At 69.0% G+C, this 14510-nt stretch carries 16 protein-coding genes; 2 read left to right on the top strand and 14 right to left on the bottom strand.

From position 1 onward, the window contains the following. From D7W82_RS15020 to D7W82_RS14980, 9 genes are all read right to left on the bottom strand, one after another. On the bottom strand, positions 1-1752 hold the full coding sequence (locus D7W82_RS15020) for an AMP-binding protein (RefSeq protein WP_120619018.1): 1752 nt from the start codon (positions 1750-1752) through the stop codon (positions 1-3). 28 nt (positions 1753-1780) lie between these two features. Then, a complete protein-coding gene (locus D7W82_RS15015; protein ID WP_120619017.1) occupies positions 1781-2698 on the bottom strand; it encodes a serine aminopeptidase domain-containing protein in 918 nt (305 codons plus the stop codon). After that, on the bottom strand, positions 2695-3141 hold the full coding sequence (locus D7W82_RS15010) for a thioesterase family protein (protein ID WP_120619016.1): 447 nt from the start codon (positions 3139-3141) through the stop codon (positions 2695-2697). The genes D7W82_RS15015 and D7W82_RS15010 overlap by 4 nt, the downstream gene beginning before the upstream one ends. Positions 3142-3180: 39 nt before the next feature. Then, positions 3181-3546, bottom strand: coding sequence for a holo-ACP synthase (locus D7W82_RS15005; RefSeq protein WP_120619015.1), 366 nt, complete (start codon positions 3544-3546; stop codon positions 3181-3183). Next, on the bottom strand, positions 3546-4505 hold the full coding sequence (locus D7W82_RS15000) for an acyl-ACP desaturase (protein ID WP_120619014.1): 960 nt from the start codon (positions 4503-4505) through the stop codon (positions 3546-3548). The genes D7W82_RS15005 and D7W82_RS15000 overlap by 1 nt, the downstream gene beginning before the upstream one ends. Next, positions 4502-4798, bottom strand: coding sequence for a hypothetical protein (locus D7W82_RS14995; RefSeq protein WP_120619013.1), 297 nt, complete (start codon positions 4796-4798; stop codon positions 4502-4504). Before D7W82_RS14995 ends, D7W82_RS15000 begins: the two co-directional genes overlap by 4 nt. A gap of 148 nt (positions 4799-4946) precedes the next feature. Then, a complete protein-coding gene (locus tag D7W82_RS14990) occupies positions 4947-6125 on the bottom strand; it encodes a CaiB/BaiF CoA-transferase family protein (RefSeq protein WP_120619012.1) in 1179 nt (392 codons plus the stop codon). Between the two features lie 92 nt (positions 6126-6217). Then, positions 6218-6547 (bottom strand): SCP2 sterol-binding domain-containing protein, encoded by a 330-nt coding sequence (locus tag D7W82_RS14985; protein ID WP_120619011.1) that lies wholly within the window; start codon positions 6545-6547, stop codon positions 6218-6220. 99 nt (positions 6548-6646) lie between these two features. Continuing rightward, on the bottom strand, positions 6647-7021 hold the full coding sequence (locus D7W82_RS14980) for a response regulator (protein WP_014397893.1): 375 nt from the start codon (positions 7019-7021) through the stop codon (positions 6647-6649). A gap of 208 nt (positions 7022-7229) precedes the next feature. On the opposite strand from D7W82_RS14980, the gene D7W82_RS14975 reads away from it, so the two are divergent. Together D7W82_RS14975 and D7W82_RS14970 are read left to right on the top strand one after the other, a co-directional pair. Next, entirely contained in the window at positions 7230-8279 is a 1050-nt protein-coding gene (locus D7W82_RS14975) for a sensor histidine kinase KdpD (protein WP_120619010.1), read from the top strand. 78 nt (positions 8280-8357) lie between these two features. Further along, the gene (locus tag D7W82_RS14970; RefSeq protein ID WP_120619009.1) at positions 8358-8594 is read left to right on the top strand and encodes a twin-arginine translocase TatA/TatE family subunit; all 237 of its coding nucleotides are present in this window, start codon (positions 8358-8360) and stop codon (positions 8592-8594) included. A 128-nt stretch (positions 8595-8722) separates the two neighbouring features. Here the strand turns inward: D7W82_RS14970 and D7W82_RS14965 are convergent, their stop codons facing one another. From D7W82_RS14965 to folE, 5 genes are all read right to left on the bottom strand, one after another. Beyond that, positions 8723-10591, bottom strand: a complete 1869-nt coding sequence (locus D7W82_RS14965; protein WP_120619008.1) for a long-chain fatty acid--CoA ligase — start codon at positions 10589-10591, stop codon at positions 8723-8725. Continuing rightward, on the bottom strand, positions 10588-11328 hold the full coding sequence (locus D7W82_RS14960) for a tetratricopeptide repeat protein (RefSeq protein WP_120619007.1): 741 nt from the start codon (positions 11326-11328) through the stop codon (positions 10588-10590). The genes D7W82_RS14965 and D7W82_RS14960 overlap by 4 nt, the downstream gene beginning before the upstream one ends. Positions 11329-11474: 146 nt before the next feature. Next, positions 11475-12215: an RNA polymerase sigma factor RpoD/SigA gene (locus tag D7W82_RS14955; protein ID WP_120619006.1), complete on the bottom strand. Its 741-nt coding sequence runs from the start codon at positions 12213-12215 to the stop codon at positions 11475-11477. A 230-nt stretch (positions 12216-12445) separates the two neighbouring features. Next, the gene (locus D7W82_RS14950; protein WP_120619005.1) at positions 12446-13873 is read right to left on the bottom strand and encodes an FAD-binding oxidoreductase; all 1428 of its coding nucleotides are present in this window, start codon (positions 13871-13873) and stop codon (positions 12446-12448) included. Further along, positions 13870-14439 (bottom strand): GTP cyclohydrolase I, encoded by a 570-nt coding sequence (gene folE, locus D7W82_RS14945; RefSeq protein WP_216619233.1) that lies wholly within the window; start codon positions 14437-14439, stop codon positions 13870-13872. Before folE ends, D7W82_RS14950 begins: the two co-directional genes overlap by 4 nt. Positions 14440-14510 lie beyond the last annotated feature (71 nt).

Here is a 14510-nt window from a genome sequence, read left to right as displayed (position 1 = left end):
TCAACGCCCGCCCTGACGCTGGCCTCCCGGCTTGAGCCGCAGGAGTCCCGCGGAGAGCGCCGCCTTCCCGGAGGCCATCCACCGCCGGCCCCGCTGCCGCGCGACCATCACCGAGCCCAGCACGAGCCGCTGCGCGCGCATCCGCAGCAGGTCCGCGCGCAGCTCCCTGGGCGTCACGGTGCGGATGCGGCCCTGCTCGTAGGCCTCGGTGATGGCGCGGCGCTGGAGCTTGCCGCTGCTCGTCTTCTGGAGCTGGCCGTAGCGGATGAAGAGGACGTCTTGCGGCGCGAGCGTCACGCCCACCGTCTCCAGCACCGACTGGCGGACCTGCTTGCGGCTGTCCTCCAGGCGCTCCAGCGCGGACGGGTGGTTCACCTCCGCCAGCACCACGATGCGCCCCTGGGACTGGATGACGGCGGTGCGGCCCGGGCGGATGAAGCCCAGCCGCTCCACGGCCTGCTCGAAGTCCCCGGAGAAGAAGCTCTGGCCGTTCACCTTGATGCGGTCGTTGATCCGCCCGGTGATGAAGAGCTCGCCCTGCTTCTGGAAGCCCAGGTCGCCCGTGGCGTAGAAGCCGTCGTCGCCGCGCAGGGGCCGGTCATCCAGGAAGTACGACGGCGCCAGGCTGCCACCGCGCAGCTCGACCTCTCCCAGCTCGCCTTCGCCGCACAGCTGTCCATCCTCCGCGCGCAGCCGCACCTCGAACTCGGACAACGGGCGGCCCACGGAGATGGCCGGCTGGCCATTGGGCGCGGTGATGACGCTCACCTTCTGGCCTCGCGCCACGCTCGCGACAATCAGCACCGTCTCCGCCATGCCGTAGCAGGGCATGAACACGTCGCGCCGCAGGCCGCACGGGGCGAGGATGTCCAGGAACTGCTCCAGGTTGGGGATGTTGATGGGCTCGCTGCCCAGATAGATGCCCTGGACGCTCGACAGGTCCAACCGCTTCAGGTCGTCCGCGTCCGCCGACTTGAGCGACTTCAGCGCGTAGTCGATGGCGAAGTTGGGGATGACGGAGCCCGCCACCCGCTCGGAGGAGATGAGCTCCAGCCAGCCCAGGGGGTCCATCAGGAACGACGCGGGCTGGGACAGCAGCAGATCATTGCCCGCCGCGAGGCAGGTGAGCAGCCCGCCGATGAGCCCCATGTCGTGGTAGAGCGGCAGCCAGCTCGTCACCCGCTCGTCGACCGTGCGGTAGTCGTGCCGGATGATCATCCGCAGGTTCGCGGCCAGGTTCTCGTGGGTGATGGGCACCCCCTTGGGGAACGACGTGGACCCCGACGAGAACTGCACGAACGCCAGCTCCCCGGGCGCCACCTCGCGCAGCTTCGCGCCGGGACGCTTCGCTCCCGCGGGAGGCAGCGGCAGCCGCTCCAGGGACAGCTCCAGCCCGGCCAGGCTGGGCACGTCCAGCACCACCGAGGCGCCGTAGCGCTCACGGATGCGCGCGAGGAAGTCCCGGTAGGGCCCCTTCGGCGTGCTCAGGATGTACGGCTTCACGGACAGGGGCACCGCGCCCAGCTCCATCAGCCCCAGGAAGGAGAAGATGACGGACGAGGAGGTCTCGAAGGGCAGCACCACGCGCGTGCCCGGCGCCACGCCGCGCGCGCGGAAGTGCTCCGCCGCCCCCGCCACCCGGGAGGCGAACTCCCGGTAGGGCACGAACTCCGACGGCGCGACGAAGTCGTCGTAGAGAAACAGGCCGCGCCGCGGATCCACTGACTCCAACCGCTGGATGATGTCGAGCATTCGAAAAACCTCCCCTCCTCCGGGTCCTTCAGTGCGCGGGCGCCACCTGACGCATCCACGCGAGCACGCGGGGCAGCACCTCCGCGCGGGCGCGCTCCCCGCGCACCACGTCGAAGTGGCCCGCCTCCCAGCTCAGCCCCTGCGCGCGCCCCAGGACGAACAGGTCCTTGCGGGCGCTGCCCAGGTGGGCCACCAGCTTCTCCACGCGCTGCGGTGACGCATGGAACACGTCCGCCGCGCCCACGCCCGCGAACACCGGCAGCGTCACGTTGCCCAGCTCTCGCCAGTAGTCCGTCGCGCCGTCCGCGCTGCGGAACGCGCCCGTGGGCGCCCAGTCCGTGAACTGCCGCATCACGCCCGCCGGTTCGTCCCAGGGCCCCTGCTTCAGCGCCTTCGCCGGGAAGCGGCCCAACAGCCCCGCCACCGCGGACGAGAAGCCCAGCTGGAAGCGCTTCTTGAACCCGCCGTCGCTGTAGTCATTCACCGCCGAGGACAGCGTGCACACGCCGGACAGCGACGCCTGGAGGGACGGGTCCACGCCCAGGGCCGCCAGCGCCGCGTAGCCCGCCATGCTGTGGGCCAGGAGGAACAGCGGCCCGGTGTGACGCGCGCGCACGGCCCGCACCAGGTCCGGGAGGTCGTGGCGCACGTACGTGTCGAAGCTCCAGTCGTACGCGCGCTTCGCGGGCCAGCGGCTTTTGCCATGCCCGCGCAGGGACGCGACGTACGCCACGCAGCCCGCGTCCACGAACGTGCGCGCGGCCCCGCCACCCTGCCCGTCCAGGAAGAAGCGCCCGTCGGAGAACAGCCCCGGCACGAAGAGGACCCCGGTCGCGGAGTCCGGCGTCCCGGACCTTCGCGCCTCCACGACGTGCAGCGCGTGCTCCTGGGACGTGGGCACCCAGAGGTCCTGCGACGTGAGCTCCGGCTTCGCGTGCGTGCTCATGGAAGCGACTCCTCGACGACGGCCACCGGTGCGCGCGCGGCGTCCAGGAACTGCTGCAACGACGCGAGCGACCGCTGCCTCGCGTCCAGGAAGGCCACGCTCACCAGCGCCTCCACCGCCACCGGCCCGTCCGCCGCCAGGAACACGCGCTGACGGAACCGCGCGCGGTAGTGGAGGCCGTCTGGCTCCAGCTCGTCCGCCGCGGGCGACTCCAGCTCCGTGCGCACCACCACCTCGCCCGGCGGAATCTCCCGGCGGTAGTCCACCTCCACGCGCGACACCACGGCCACCACCGGCCCCCCGCGCCTCAGCCCCTGCCGCTCCAGCCAGGCCCAGCGGCCGGCCTCCAGGTACTCCAGCGTGGTGGCGTTGTTCACGTGCCCCAGGGTGTCCAGGTCATTGGGACGCACGCGCAGCGTGAGCGACGACTCTTCGAAGTGCACGGAGGGATGTCCTTCGGCTGCCGGGGGAGGACAGCGACTTCAGGGGGACGGAGCGCGCGTCACGATGACCACCGTCGAGACGAACCCTCCGCTATGCGACAGCGATACAGCGACCTGCAGGCCCTCGCGCGCCAGGTGCGCCGCGAGCGTGCCGTGAAACCGGAAGCGCGGCGCGTGCCGGGCGTCGTGGACGAGCTCCGCGTCCGTCCAGAACCAGCCGTCGACCGCGGGCAGCGCCTTGAAGAGGGCCTCCTTCGCGCTGAAGCCCGCCGCCAGGCTCTGCAGCGGGTCCGCCGCGCGCTCGAAGTGGGCGAGCTCCGCGGCGGTGAAGAAGACGTCAGGCTCCCGCAGGGCCCGTGCGCCCTCCAGCTCCGAGGTGGCCTGGAGGTCGTGGCCCAGGCCCATCAGCACCCGACGAGGTCCATCCAGGTGTCCTCCAGCTCCTCTCGCGACGTCACCGTGATGCCGGTGATGCGCTTGAGCGCGTGGAAGATGAGCTGCTCCTTCTTGCGCAGCGCGTCCGGCGCGTAGAAGCCCTCGCGGTGCTCCAGCTGATCCCACCAGTTGACGTGCGTCTCCCGGTTCTCCACGCGCTCGCGCTTGCTGCCGTGCACCTCGCCGCCGTCGCGCAGGAACAGGTGCGCCACCGCGAACGCCTCCTTGGCCTTGTACGCGCCGCTGTCCACCAGCGCCTTGGCGAAGGAGATGAAGTAGTTCATGTGCTGCACTTCGTCCGCGGCCACCTGCTTGAAGAGCGCGCGCAGGCCCGGGTCCTGGACCATCTGCGAGCACTGGCCGTAGTCCACCGCCGCCACCACCTCGGAGATGGACAGCAGCGTGAGCGTGCGCAGCATGTCGTCGTCGGGGAAGACCTTGCGGAACTCCATGAAGGTGGCGTCGGTGATGGGCTCCAGCCTCAGCACCGTGGACAGGCGGTTGAACGCCGTCTCGTGGTGCGCCTCCTCCTCGTTCCAGTAGCGGCTCCACGTGCCGCACGCCTGCATGATGGCGGCGACGGTGGGGTTCGTCTCCTGCCACCGGCGGCACTCCTGGTCCGCCAGCCGCTCCAGCCGGTCCGCGCCCGGCTTCGTCGTCAGCTCCGCCCGCCCCGCGTTCCACACCATGTGCCGGTCGGCTTCGCCCACGTGCGCGAAGTCCACCTGCGCGAGCAGCTCCACCACGCTCCAGCGCCGCGACTCATGCAGCCGCTGCTGCTCCCAGGTGATGTCCACCAACGACAGGCCCCGCTCGGTGAGGGCTTCGTACAGCTCCGTCAGGATGGCCGGGCGGCCTTCGCGCGGGAGGAGTGCGAGGGGAGCGGCGGCCGCTTCTTCTTGCTCGAGGATGCGCACCAGGACGCTCATGCCGACTTCCGCTCCGGGTTCGTGACTTCGCCCATGAACACCGCCAGGACCTTGGACACCGGCGTATCCAGGGACAGCGCTGGCAGGCGGACCCGGAGTCCAAAGTCCTTGCGCAACCCGTTGGAGGTGCGGGCAAAGGCTTCCATCAAGTCCACGCTGTTGGTCATCCGCTCGGAGCGTGTAATCAACGCCGCGAGTGTGAGGTCCTCGGAGAACAATTCCGACTCCGTGAGTCCTACGTTCTCGGCGAACTTCCGCCGGATATATGACTCGAGCTCCTGCGCGTCGGGCACGGAATACCTTCCTTCCCAGGGCTTGAAAGTCGATTTTCCAGTCCGAAAACCGGAAAGTTCTAACTGTGGCTCCAGCGCTGTCAATCAGCAACGGGTCACTTTGGATCCGCGCACGAACCCGCCCTCACAGGTTCGTTTTACGGGTCATTCATGCAATCAGGCGCGAGATTTCCTCAGCTGTGAAACCCGCCTCTTCCAGGACGGCGCGCGAGTGCTGTCCCAGCGTGGGAGGCGGGCGCAGCGGGACGTCACCCATGCGCAGGGGCGTGAGCAGATGCGTGACGCGGATGCCGCGCTGCGCATCGTCCGTCTCCACGAAGAGGCCGCGCGCGCGCAGCTGCGGATCCGCGAGCACCTCGTCGCCTTCCGCCACCGGCTCCACGCAGAACTCCGCGCCGGAGAGCTGCTCACGCCAGTGCGCCAGGGGCTGGCTCGCGAAGATGCGGGTGAGCTCCGCCTTCACGCGCGCGCCGTCTTCACCGCCCGAGTACGCGTCATCCAGCAGCTCCGGCCGGCCCAGCTTCGCGCAGAGCGCGCCGAAGAACTTGGGCTCCAGCGCGCCCACCGCGAGCCAGCGGTCGTCCGCGGTGCGGTACAGGCCATAGCTGGGATAGCCGCCGTTGAGCGGCTCGCTCCCGCGCTGGAGCGGCGCGCCCTCGTTCCCCATGAACAGGCGCGAGGCCAGGTGCAGGTGGAGGAACGCCAGCGCGCCGTCCGTCATGGACACGTCCACGAGGCGGCCCACGCCGGTGCGCTCGCGCTCGTGCAGCGCGGCCAGGATGCCCACCAGCGCGAAGAGGCTGCCTCCGCCGATGTCCGCCATCTGCACGCCCGGGAACGCGGGCGCGCCACCGGCCTCGCCGCCGTAGCCCAGCAGGCCCGCGCGGGCCACGTAGTTGAGGTCGTGCCCCGCCTTGAGCCGGTCCGGCCCCGTCTGGCCGTAGCCGGAGATGGCGCAGTAGATGAGCCGCGGGTTCTTCTGGCGCAGCACCGCTTCGCCCACGCCCAGTTTGTCCATGACGCCGGGGCGGAAGCTCTCCACCAGCACGTCGTAGTGGGGCACGAGGCGCAGGAGCGCGTCACGGCCCTCGGGCGTCTTGAGGTTCAGCGTGAGCGAGCGCTTGTTGCGGTGCAGCCCGTAGTAGAGCGCGCCCTCCCCGTCGCGGTGCGGCGGCATGTGGCGGGTGGCGTCCCCCACGTCCGGGTCCTCCACGGTGTCCACCGTGGCGCCCAGGTCCGCGAGCACCAGCGTCGCGTACGGGCCAGGCAGCAGGCGCGACAGGTCCAACACCCGCAGGCCTGCGAGGGGGGAAGACAGCTCGGACATGGGAGGGGGGCTCCAGGGGGAGGTGGAGACATGCAGACGGCGCGTCCCCGCCAAGGGTGACGCGCCGTCGGTACGGCAAGAGACTCAGAGGCTCAGGCCAGCAGCTTCGCCAGCTTCATGGCGAGGCCCATGTCCATCGGCTTGAACTTGAGCTTGCCCTGCATGGCGGCCATCTGCGGGTTCAGCTTGCCCTCGCGGATCTTCACGAAGTCGTCGTTGCTGACGGTGACCGTCATCTTCGACGCGCCGTTGAGACCCTCGGACACCCAGCCCTCCGTCTTGGTGGTGTCCAGCGTCCACTTGCCGCCACCGTCACCGGAGACGTCGAAGTGGATGACGGCGTTGATGTCCTTCGCCAGCTCCGGCTTCGCCTGAAGCTTCTCGGGAATCTGCCCCTCGATGATGTCCTTCGCGGTCGCCATGACTCGCTCCTTGGTTTTCAGTGTTGATTGGTGAATCAGGCCTGCGCGGACCGTAGTGGCGCCCCACCGCCCTGGTCAAGCACGGCCACGGGGGCGTGCTCAAACGCGCGAGGTGTCCGCCGAGGGGTTGAGGGACTGTCGCACCATCGACAGCAGGTCGTTGAGCTCGAAGGGCTTGGCCAGGTGACCCATGGCGCCAATGTCCTTCGCCTTGCTGCCGACGTTGCGGTCCGCGCTGAGGACGATGATGGGGATGCCCGCGAAGTCCGGCTTCTGGCGCATGCGCTGGGCGAACTCCCAGCCGTCCATCACCGGCATCATCAGGTCCAGGAGGATGAGGTGCGGAGGGTCCGGCTCCAGGCGCTCCAGGGCCTCCTTGCCGTTGCGCGCACGGCGGATCTCGAAGCCTTCGGCCTCCAGGATTTCGGAGAGCGCCTCCAGGATGTCGGGATCATCGTCCACGACGAGCACCACGGGTGCGTCAGCATGCTGTGCGTTGAGCGAGGTCAGAGGTGTCTCCTCGATACCGCTTCCGGAGATGGATCATCCACCATCACTGGCCCCCTGGGTGCAAGAAATCAAGGGTCCCGCGGACGGAGCCGGAGCCCGTTGCAAAACCGACAGTCACTGCGCACCCTTCCGTTGATTCGAGGCACGGCCAGGGGAGGTCCGCGTGACGTGGATGGGGGAGACGCCTGGAGGCAACGAAACCGCGCCGGGGCTCGCGCTGCTGCCCCGCCAGGGGACACCCCGCCTGCTCGGTCCCCTGCTCCTGGAGTACCTGGGGCTGGAGGCCCTGCCTCCCATGTCGGCCGTGACGGGCATCGAGGGGCTGATGGCCGCCGTGGGCTTCCGCCGCAAGAACGGCGAGCGCAACCTCTGGGAGCGCCAGGAGCGCATCCTGCTGGTGGGCGAGGAGCCGCTGGAGGACGGCGGACGCCTGGTCTGGGCGCTGCCGGTGCCCTGGAGCACGGAGCCGGCCTCCCCCAGGGTGCCCCAGGCTTCCCCGCCGGGCGAGCGCGTGGAGGACCGCGTGCGCTTCCTGTCGCTCGCGTCGCACGACCTGCGCGGCTCGCTGGCCAACATCCGCTCGTACGCGGCGCTGCTGCTCAACGGGCGCATCCCGCTGGAGCCCAAGGCGCAGCGCGGGCTGGAGACCATCCTGCGCAACGCGGACCGGGCGCTCTCCTTCGCCCAGGACTTCTTCGACTCCAGCCGCGCGGACCTGGGCGCGCTGGCGTGTGAGCGTGAGCGCCAGCCGCTGCTGCCCATCCTGGATGCCGCGGTGGAGCGCACCCGGGCCGCGGCGTCCGCCGCCAACGTGGGGCTGGAGCTGGACACGCTGCCGGAGCTGCCCGACGTGACGGTGGACGCGGGCCGCATCCAGCACGCGGTGGAGGCGTTCGTGCACCACCTGCTGGCACGCACGCAGCCGGGCGAAGCGCTCCACGTTCGCGCCGAGCGGCTGGGGCACCAGGTGCGGGTGGAGGTGCGCCGCGACGGCGCGGCCGTTCCGGAAGAGGACATCACCGCTGTCTTCCAGTGCGAGGAGCGCGCCTTCCGCGAGCGCAAGCTGGAGGATCCGCTGCGCGTCTTCCTGGCACGGCAGGAGGTGGAGGCCCACGGTGGCCAGGTGGGCGCCCAGGCGGACGCGAGCGGCACCACCCTCTTCCTCACGCTGCCCTTATCGCTGCCAGCGGAACTCGGGCATCCAGCGGGCTGGCAGGCGTGAGCCCCGGCCGCCGGAGTTGCTAGCGCGACCCACCTCCCACCGGTATGCTCCCCCGCGCATTTCGTGAGGAGCGAAGCCATGGGATTGAAGCTTCCTGAGATTCTTCTGATTTTCGCGGCGCTGCTGCTGCTGTTCGGCGGCTCGCGGTTGCCGCAGCTCGGCTCGTCCCTGGGCAGCGCGCTCCGCAACTTCAAGCGCGGCTTCTCCAGCGACGAGGAGAAGGACGACGCTTCTGACAAGAAGTCCGGCACGCTGTCCGCGTCCACCACCGTGGACAAGGACGTCGCCGCCAAGTCGCCCAGCTCCCACGCCTGATTCGCCCGTCCGGGTGGGCCCGGGAAGGCCCCGCCCCTGACGTCACACCCTCGCTGAACGCTCACCCGTGACGCCCGTACCGTGACCGCTCGAAAGCGGCCAGGGACGGGCGTCGGGCTTTTGGTGCGTCAGTCCATGACCTTCGCGCCTTCGTACATGGCGTCGATGGTCTTGATGTACTTCTGGCTGGCGACCTTGCGCTTCACCTTGAGGGTGGGCGTGAGCTCACCGGACTCCTGCGTGAAGTCCGCGTCCATGACGGCGATCTTCTTGATGCTGGAGTACGGGGGGATCTCCGCGTTCACCTTCTTGATGATCTCCTCGACGGCCGCCTTGATCTCCGGCCGCTGGGAGTTCTGCGCGTAGGTGCCCACCGCGATGCCCTTGTCCTCCAGCAGCTTGCGCGCCGGGTCCTCGGACACGGTGATCAGCGCCACCAGGAACGGCCGCTTGTCGCCGTACACCATGGCCTGGCTGATGAGCGGGAAGGTCTTGAGCGTGTTCTCGATGTTCTGGGGCGCCACGTTCTTGCCGCCCGCGGTGACGATGATGTCCTTCTTGCGGTCGGTGATGCGCAGGTAGTTGTCGGAGTCCACCTCGCCGATGTCGCCGGTGTGGAACCAGCCGTCCGGCTCCAGCACCTCCGCGGTGGCGGCGGGGTTCTTGTAGTAGCCCTTCATCACGCAGGGGCCACGCACCAGGATCTCACCGTCCGCGGCGATCTTGATCTCCGTGCCCGGCACCGGCGGGCCCACGGTGCCGATCTTGATCTTCTCCACGCGGTTGGCGTTGCACGGGGCGCTCGTCTCCGTGAGGCCGTAGCCCTCCAGGACCTTGAGATCGAGCAGGTCGAAGAAGTACGCGATCTTCCGGGACAGCGGCGCGCCGCCGGAGATGAAGATGCGCATGTTGCCGCCCAGCTTCTCGTCCAGGGTCTTGCGCACCTTGGAGAAGACGAGCTTCTTCGCCAGGCTGAACTGGAGCGAGCTGTACTCGCGGCCCTGGCTCTTGGCCTCGGAGTACTCGTCGAACAGGCCGAAGGCCCACTTGAAGAGCTTGCCCTTCACGCCGGGCGCCGCCGAGCCGTTGGCCACGACGTTGTTGTAGACCTTCTCGAACACGCGCGGCACGGACGGCAGCACCGTGGGGCGCGTCTCCGCCAGGTTCGCGAGCAGCTTGTCCACCGACTCCGCGATGATGAGGCGGAAGCCCATGGACAGCCACGCGGCCTTCACCACCTGGGCGAACACGTGCGCCAGGGGCAGGAAGAGCATGACGGAGTCCTCCGGCTTCATCATGCCCATGGCCTGGGTGGCCTTCGCTTCGTAGGCCCAGTTGCCGTGGGTGAGGATGACGCCCTTGGGGTCGCCCGTGGTGCCGGAGGTGTAGACGAGCAGGTTGGTGTCGTCCGACTTCACCTGGGAGACGCGCTCGGTGAACGCGGACTCGGCGGCCTGGGGGATGCCCTTGCCGGAGGCCACCATGTCCGCGAGCGACAGCTCCTTGTCGCCGGAGATGGGGCCTTCGAAGACGATGATCTTCTGCAGCGTGGGGATGTCCCCCAGCTTGGAGCGCACGCGGGACAGGCGGCCCGCCTGCTTGGCGTCCTTCTCGTCGTTGTCGACGAGCAGCAGCTTCGTCTCCGAGTGGTTCAGGACGTAGCGGCACTCATCCGGCGTGTTGGAGCCATAGATGGGCACCGTGATGGCCTGGGCCGCGCTGATGGCCAGGTCCGCGATGATCCACTGCAAGCTGGTATTGGCGAAGATGGCGACCCGGTCCCCGGGCTGGACGCCCTGGGCGATGAGGCCCGCCGCCTGCGCCTTCACGTCCTCCAATACCTGCGCGAACGTGACGTCCTGCCAGCGCCCGTCCTTCTTGTGCGTCACGCCTACCTTGGAGGCGTTCTGGGCCCGCTGAACGAGCAACTGGACGAGGTTCTGCTCCTGCGTCCCGCCCGCCGCGGGAGCCGTCGTGACCTGACTCTCTGCCCTCACTTGAGCTCCTCCTGGATGTCGGCATCCACCTTCTTGGCCCACTGCTGCACGCGCTGCCCCTCAGCGGGGTTGTACGCGGTGCTTCCCTGCTTGACCTTCTCGATTGCGGCGCTCGCGTCCTTCGCCTTGCCGTCCTTCAGCAACGTCTCGGCCAGGTAGTAGTGCGCGCGCAGCGACTGCGGAAACCTGGCGATGGCCTTCTGGTAATACTCGGCGGACTTGCCCAGGTCGCGCTTGGGCCAGGGCAGTTCATAGAAGTAACGCCCCTTCACCAGCCAGGGACCGCCGTACTCATACGTGGCGTCGAGCTTCAGCGCGGTGTCCAGGCGCTCGTTGAACTTGCCCTCCAGCCCGTCGCCCAGCGCCTTCATGATGCCCACGGCCTGCGAATAGGAACCAATGCCGCAGGCGGCGAAGTAGTAGCCCTCCACGCGCGCCGGCTGGAGCTTGGAGGCCTTGTCCCCGGCCTCCCAGGTCTGCTTGCCCAGGACCATCTTGAGCTTCTTCTCCGTGGCGCCGTCCGCCTGCCACTGGAGGATGCGCGCCTTGCGCCACGCCAGGTCGAAGTCGTCCGGCGCGGCCTTCAGCGCCTCGGACACTTCCTTGTCCAGCGCCTTCACGGACTCCGCGTCACTGCGCTTCGCGTACAACGCGTCAAGTTGGTCGAGCAGCGCGGGATCCGCGGCGTTCGCCGGGATGGCCCAAAGCACCCAAAGGGCAAGCAATTTCAAGCGCATCGAAAAGCCTTAGCACGCACGCTCGCCTACCATCAACCGAACGTACCAGACGCAGCGCGGCAAAAACGAAGACGGGACCGGCAAGGTGCGAACACCCCGTCAGGTCCCGTCAGCGATGCGACAGATGCTGCTTTTCCGCTTCCGCTTCAGGCCGCGTCGGCGGTGGCGGTGTGCTCCTCGTTCTCGTTGAACGCGATGAGGTAGCGCTCCAGGAAGTTCTTCGTCTTCAGCTCCACCTGGCGCACGCGCTCGCGCGACACGCCCCAGCGCTGGCCCAGCTCCTCCAGCGTCAGCGGCTTGTCCTGCGTGAGGCGCTCCTGGAGGATGTCCCAGCCCAGGTCGCCAATGCGCTTGCGCACCTTGGACAGGGCGTCCTGGATTTCGGTGTCCTGCTCGCGGGAGAGGAACGTCTCCTGCGGGGAGGGACCGCCGTCCTCCAGCCGGTCGAGGAAGGTCGTCTCGCCCTCCTCGTCGATGGTGGCGTCCAGCGAGAAGTCCACCATGCTGCCGCGCTCCGCCTCGCCGCCGCGCACCTGGCTGCGGTTGTCCTTCAGGTAGCGGGTGATGTAGGCGCGGATCCACCACACGGCATAGGTGGCGAAGCGCACGTTCTTCTTCGGGTCGAAGTGCTCGATGGCCTTCATGAGGCCGACGTTGCCTTCCTGGATGAGGTCGTCCAGGCGGGCCCCGCGGTTGGCGAACTTCTTCGCCACGGCGACCACGAAAGCGAGGTTGGAGCTGGCGAGCGTCTGTCGGGCGCTCTCGTCACCCTTGCGGGCCTGGCGGGCCAGCTCGTACTCCTGTTCACGCGTGAGCTGCTGGTGGCCGCCCAGGTGACGCAGGTAATGCGAAAGGCCCTCTGCCGCGTACTTCGTCGAGTTGGCCATGATTTCCCGTCCTTCCGTTCGTAACTGCCGGACGCGATGAATCCCCCGACGAACCGCGTCCATCTGTCACTAGGACGCGCAACGGCGGAAAGGGTTTCTCATTCCTTCCAAGAAGGGCGTTTTGCCCTCTCACCCTTGTCAAAAGCCCGTCACGCACTCGCACTTCCGGGCCCTTGGCAGCGCGCGACGCGACGGGTGGGACAGCACCTACGTTTCCGGTCACGAAGTCTTCAACGCTTGAGCGCGGGGAAGATTTTCTCGGGATTGAGCAGACCTGATGGATCGAAAAAGGCCTTCAGGCGGCGCTGCAGTTCCAGCAGCGCGGGCGCCTGCTCCAGCGCCAGATATTCCCGCTTCGCGTGCCCCACGCCGTGCTCACCGGTGATGGTGCCCCCCAGCTCCACGGTGAGCATCAGCATGCGGCGCAGCGCCTCGTCCACGAGGGGGCGCTGGCTGGCACCTTCGTACAGGATGTTGGCGTGCAGGTTGCCGTCGCCCGCATGGCCATACGTGGCCACGGTGAGCCCCAGCTCCTCGCCCATTTTCTTCAGCCGCTCGATGATTTCGGGAATTTTCGAGCGGGGCACCACGATGTCCTCGGAAATCTTGGCGGGCTTGAGCGCGCGCAGGGCCGGGGAGATCACCCGCCGCGCCGCCCACAGCTTCTCGCGCTGGCTGTCGTCCTGGGCCACCAGGGTCTGGGTGGCCCCGTGCTGATTGCAGATATCCCCCAACAGTTGGAGCTCCGCGAAGACGCCCTCGGCAGTGTTGCCGTCGACCTCGGCGATGAGGGCGGCGCCCGCGCCTGGGGGGAACTGGAAGCTGCCCCGGTGCACGATGGCCTGGACGGCGACCTCGTCGATGAGCTCCAGGCAGCGCGGCAGGAGGCCGGCGGCGAGCACCGCGGAGACGCCTCGCGCCGCGTCCAGCACGGAGGGGAACACCACCAGCGCGGTCATCACCTGGCGGGGCAGTGGAATCAGCTGCACCGTGATCTCGGTGGCCACGCCGAGCGTGCCCTCGGAGCCCACGAAGAGCCCCACCAGGTCATAGCCGGCCACGCCCTTGATGGTGCGCCGGCCCACGCGCAGCACCTCGCCGTCCGGCATCACCCACTCCAGGCCGATGACGTAGTCGCGCGTGACGCCGTACTTCAGGGCGCGCGGGCCGCCGGCGTTCTCCGCCACGTTGCCGCCCAGCGTGCAGAACTCCCAGGAGTTCGGATCCGGCGGATAGAAGAGCCCCTGCGCCTCCACGGCCTTCATCAGGTCGCCCGTCACCACGCCGGGCTCCACCACCGCGGTGAGGTCCTCCCTGGAGATGGAGCGGATTTTGTTCATGCGCTCCAGGCTGACCGCCATGCCGCCCTTCAGGGGCAGCGAGCCGCCGCTCTTGCCGCTGCGCGCGCCGCAGGGGGTGAAGGGCACGCCGTGCGCCTGGCACGCCTTGAAGATGGCGGACACCTGCGCGGTGGTCTCCGGCAGGAGGACGGCGTCGGGCCGGTACACGCCGCTGTCGGACTCGTCGCGCGCGTAGGCGTCGAGCGTGGCCTCGTCGCGCTTCACCTGGCCCTGGGACAGCACGGTTGTCAGGGCCTCCAGCACCTTCGCCACGCGCTCGGGCGCCACCCGCTCGAAGGTCTGGGAGGCGGGGTTCATCGGCCCGCTCCCGTGCGAGCCCCCAGCCGGGCCCACAGCTCGCGGCGCAGGGGGCCGTCGCGGCGCAGGCGCCCTTCATAGGCCTCCGCGTGGGTGACGGCGTCGCGCTGGTGGTCGGCCCGCAGCCGCAGACACGCCTGCTCCGCCTCCAGGATGCAGGCGGTGGCGGGACTGTCGAGCACCCGGGCGAGCGAGCGCGCCACCTGCCGCGCCAGGTCCTCCTGGAGGATGAGCCGGTGCGCGAAGAGGTCCACCAGCGCGCCGATGCGCCCGAAGCCCACCACGCGCGAGCCCGGCACATAGGCCACGTGCGCGCGGCCGGTGAAGGGCAGGAGGTGGTGCGGGCACATGGAGTGGAAGCGCAGGTCCGTCACGACCACCAATTCGCCGGAGGAGTCCGCGGGCGCGGGGTAGGTCTTCCCGAGCGCCTCCTCGGGCGTGCGGCCGTAGCCGTCGAGGAAGCCGTTCGCCCACACGTCGGCCACGCGCGTGGGCGTGTCCACCAGGTTCACGTCCTGGAGGTCGAGCCCCGCGGCGGTGAGGAAGTCGCGGACCGCCCGGGCCATACCGGCGGGGTCGGGGCTGTCCCTTATACACATCTGACGCTGCCGACGATCGCATAAGTGTAGATCTCGGT

The sequence above is a fragment of the Corallococcus sp. CA049B genome, from assembly GCF_003611685.1.
In the GTDB taxonomy this organism is placed as follows: Bacteria; Myxococcota; Myxococcia; order Myxococcales; family Myxococcaceae; genus Corallococcus; species Corallococcus coralloides.
The sequence above is the reverse complement of the archived record's forward strand: the minus strand, read 5'-3'. Positions and strand labels throughout refer to the sequence as shown.

What these genes read in the sequence shown, in the direction of transcription:
- D7W82_RS14970 (WP_120619009.1), top strand. Translation starts at nt 8,358, where the DNA reads ATGGGATTGAAGCTTCCTGAGATTCTTCTGATTTTCGCGGCGCTGCTG.
- D7W82_RS15000 (WP_120619014.1), bottom strand. Translation starts at nt 4,505, where the DNA reads ATGAGCGTCCTGGTGCGCATCCTCGAGCAAGAAGAAGCGGCCGCCGCT.
- D7W82_RS14955 (WP_120619006.1), bottom strand. Translation starts at nt 12,215, where the DNA reads ATGGCCAACTCGACGAAGTACGCGGCAGAGGGCCTTTCGCATTACCTG.
- D7W82_RS14985 (WP_120619011.1), bottom strand. Translation starts at nt 6,547, where the DNA reads ATGGCGACCGCGAAGGACATCATCGAGGGGCAGATTCCCGAGAAGCTT.
- D7W82_RS15020 (WP_120619018.1), bottom strand. Translation starts at nt 1,752, where the DNA reads ATGCTCGACATCATCCAGCGGTTGGAGTCAGTGGATCCGCGGCGCGGC.
- D7W82_RS14990 (WP_120619012.1), bottom strand. Translation starts at nt 6,125, where the DNA reads ATGTCCGAGCTGTCTTCCCCCCTCGCAGGCCTGCGGGTGTTGGACCTG.
- folE (WP_216619233.1), bottom strand. Translation starts at nt 14,439, where the DNA reads ATGGCCCGGGCGGTCCGCGACTTCCTCACCGCCGCGGGGCTCGACCTC.
- D7W82_RS14960 (WP_120619007.1), bottom strand. Translation starts at nt 11,328, where the DNA reads ATGCGCTTGAAATTGCTTGCCCTTTGGGTGCTTTGGGCCATCCCGGCG.
- D7W82_RS14975 (WP_120619010.1), top strand. Translation starts at nt 7,230, where the DNA reads ATGGGGGAGACGCCTGGAGGCAACGAAACCGCGCCGGGGCTCGCGCTG.
- D7W82_RS15015 (WP_120619017.1), bottom strand. Translation starts at nt 2,698, where the DNA reads ATGAGCACGCACGCGAAGCCGGAGCTCACGTCGCAGGACCTCTGGGTG.
- D7W82_RS14950 (WP_120619005.1), bottom strand. Translation starts at nt 13,873, where the DNA reads ATGAACCCCGCCTCCCAGACCTTCGAGCGGGTGGCGCCCGAGCGCGTG.
- D7W82_RS15005 (WP_120619015.1), bottom strand. Translation starts at nt 3,546, where the DNA reads ATGGGCCTGGGCCACGACCTCCAGGCCACCTCGGAGCTGGAGGGCGCA.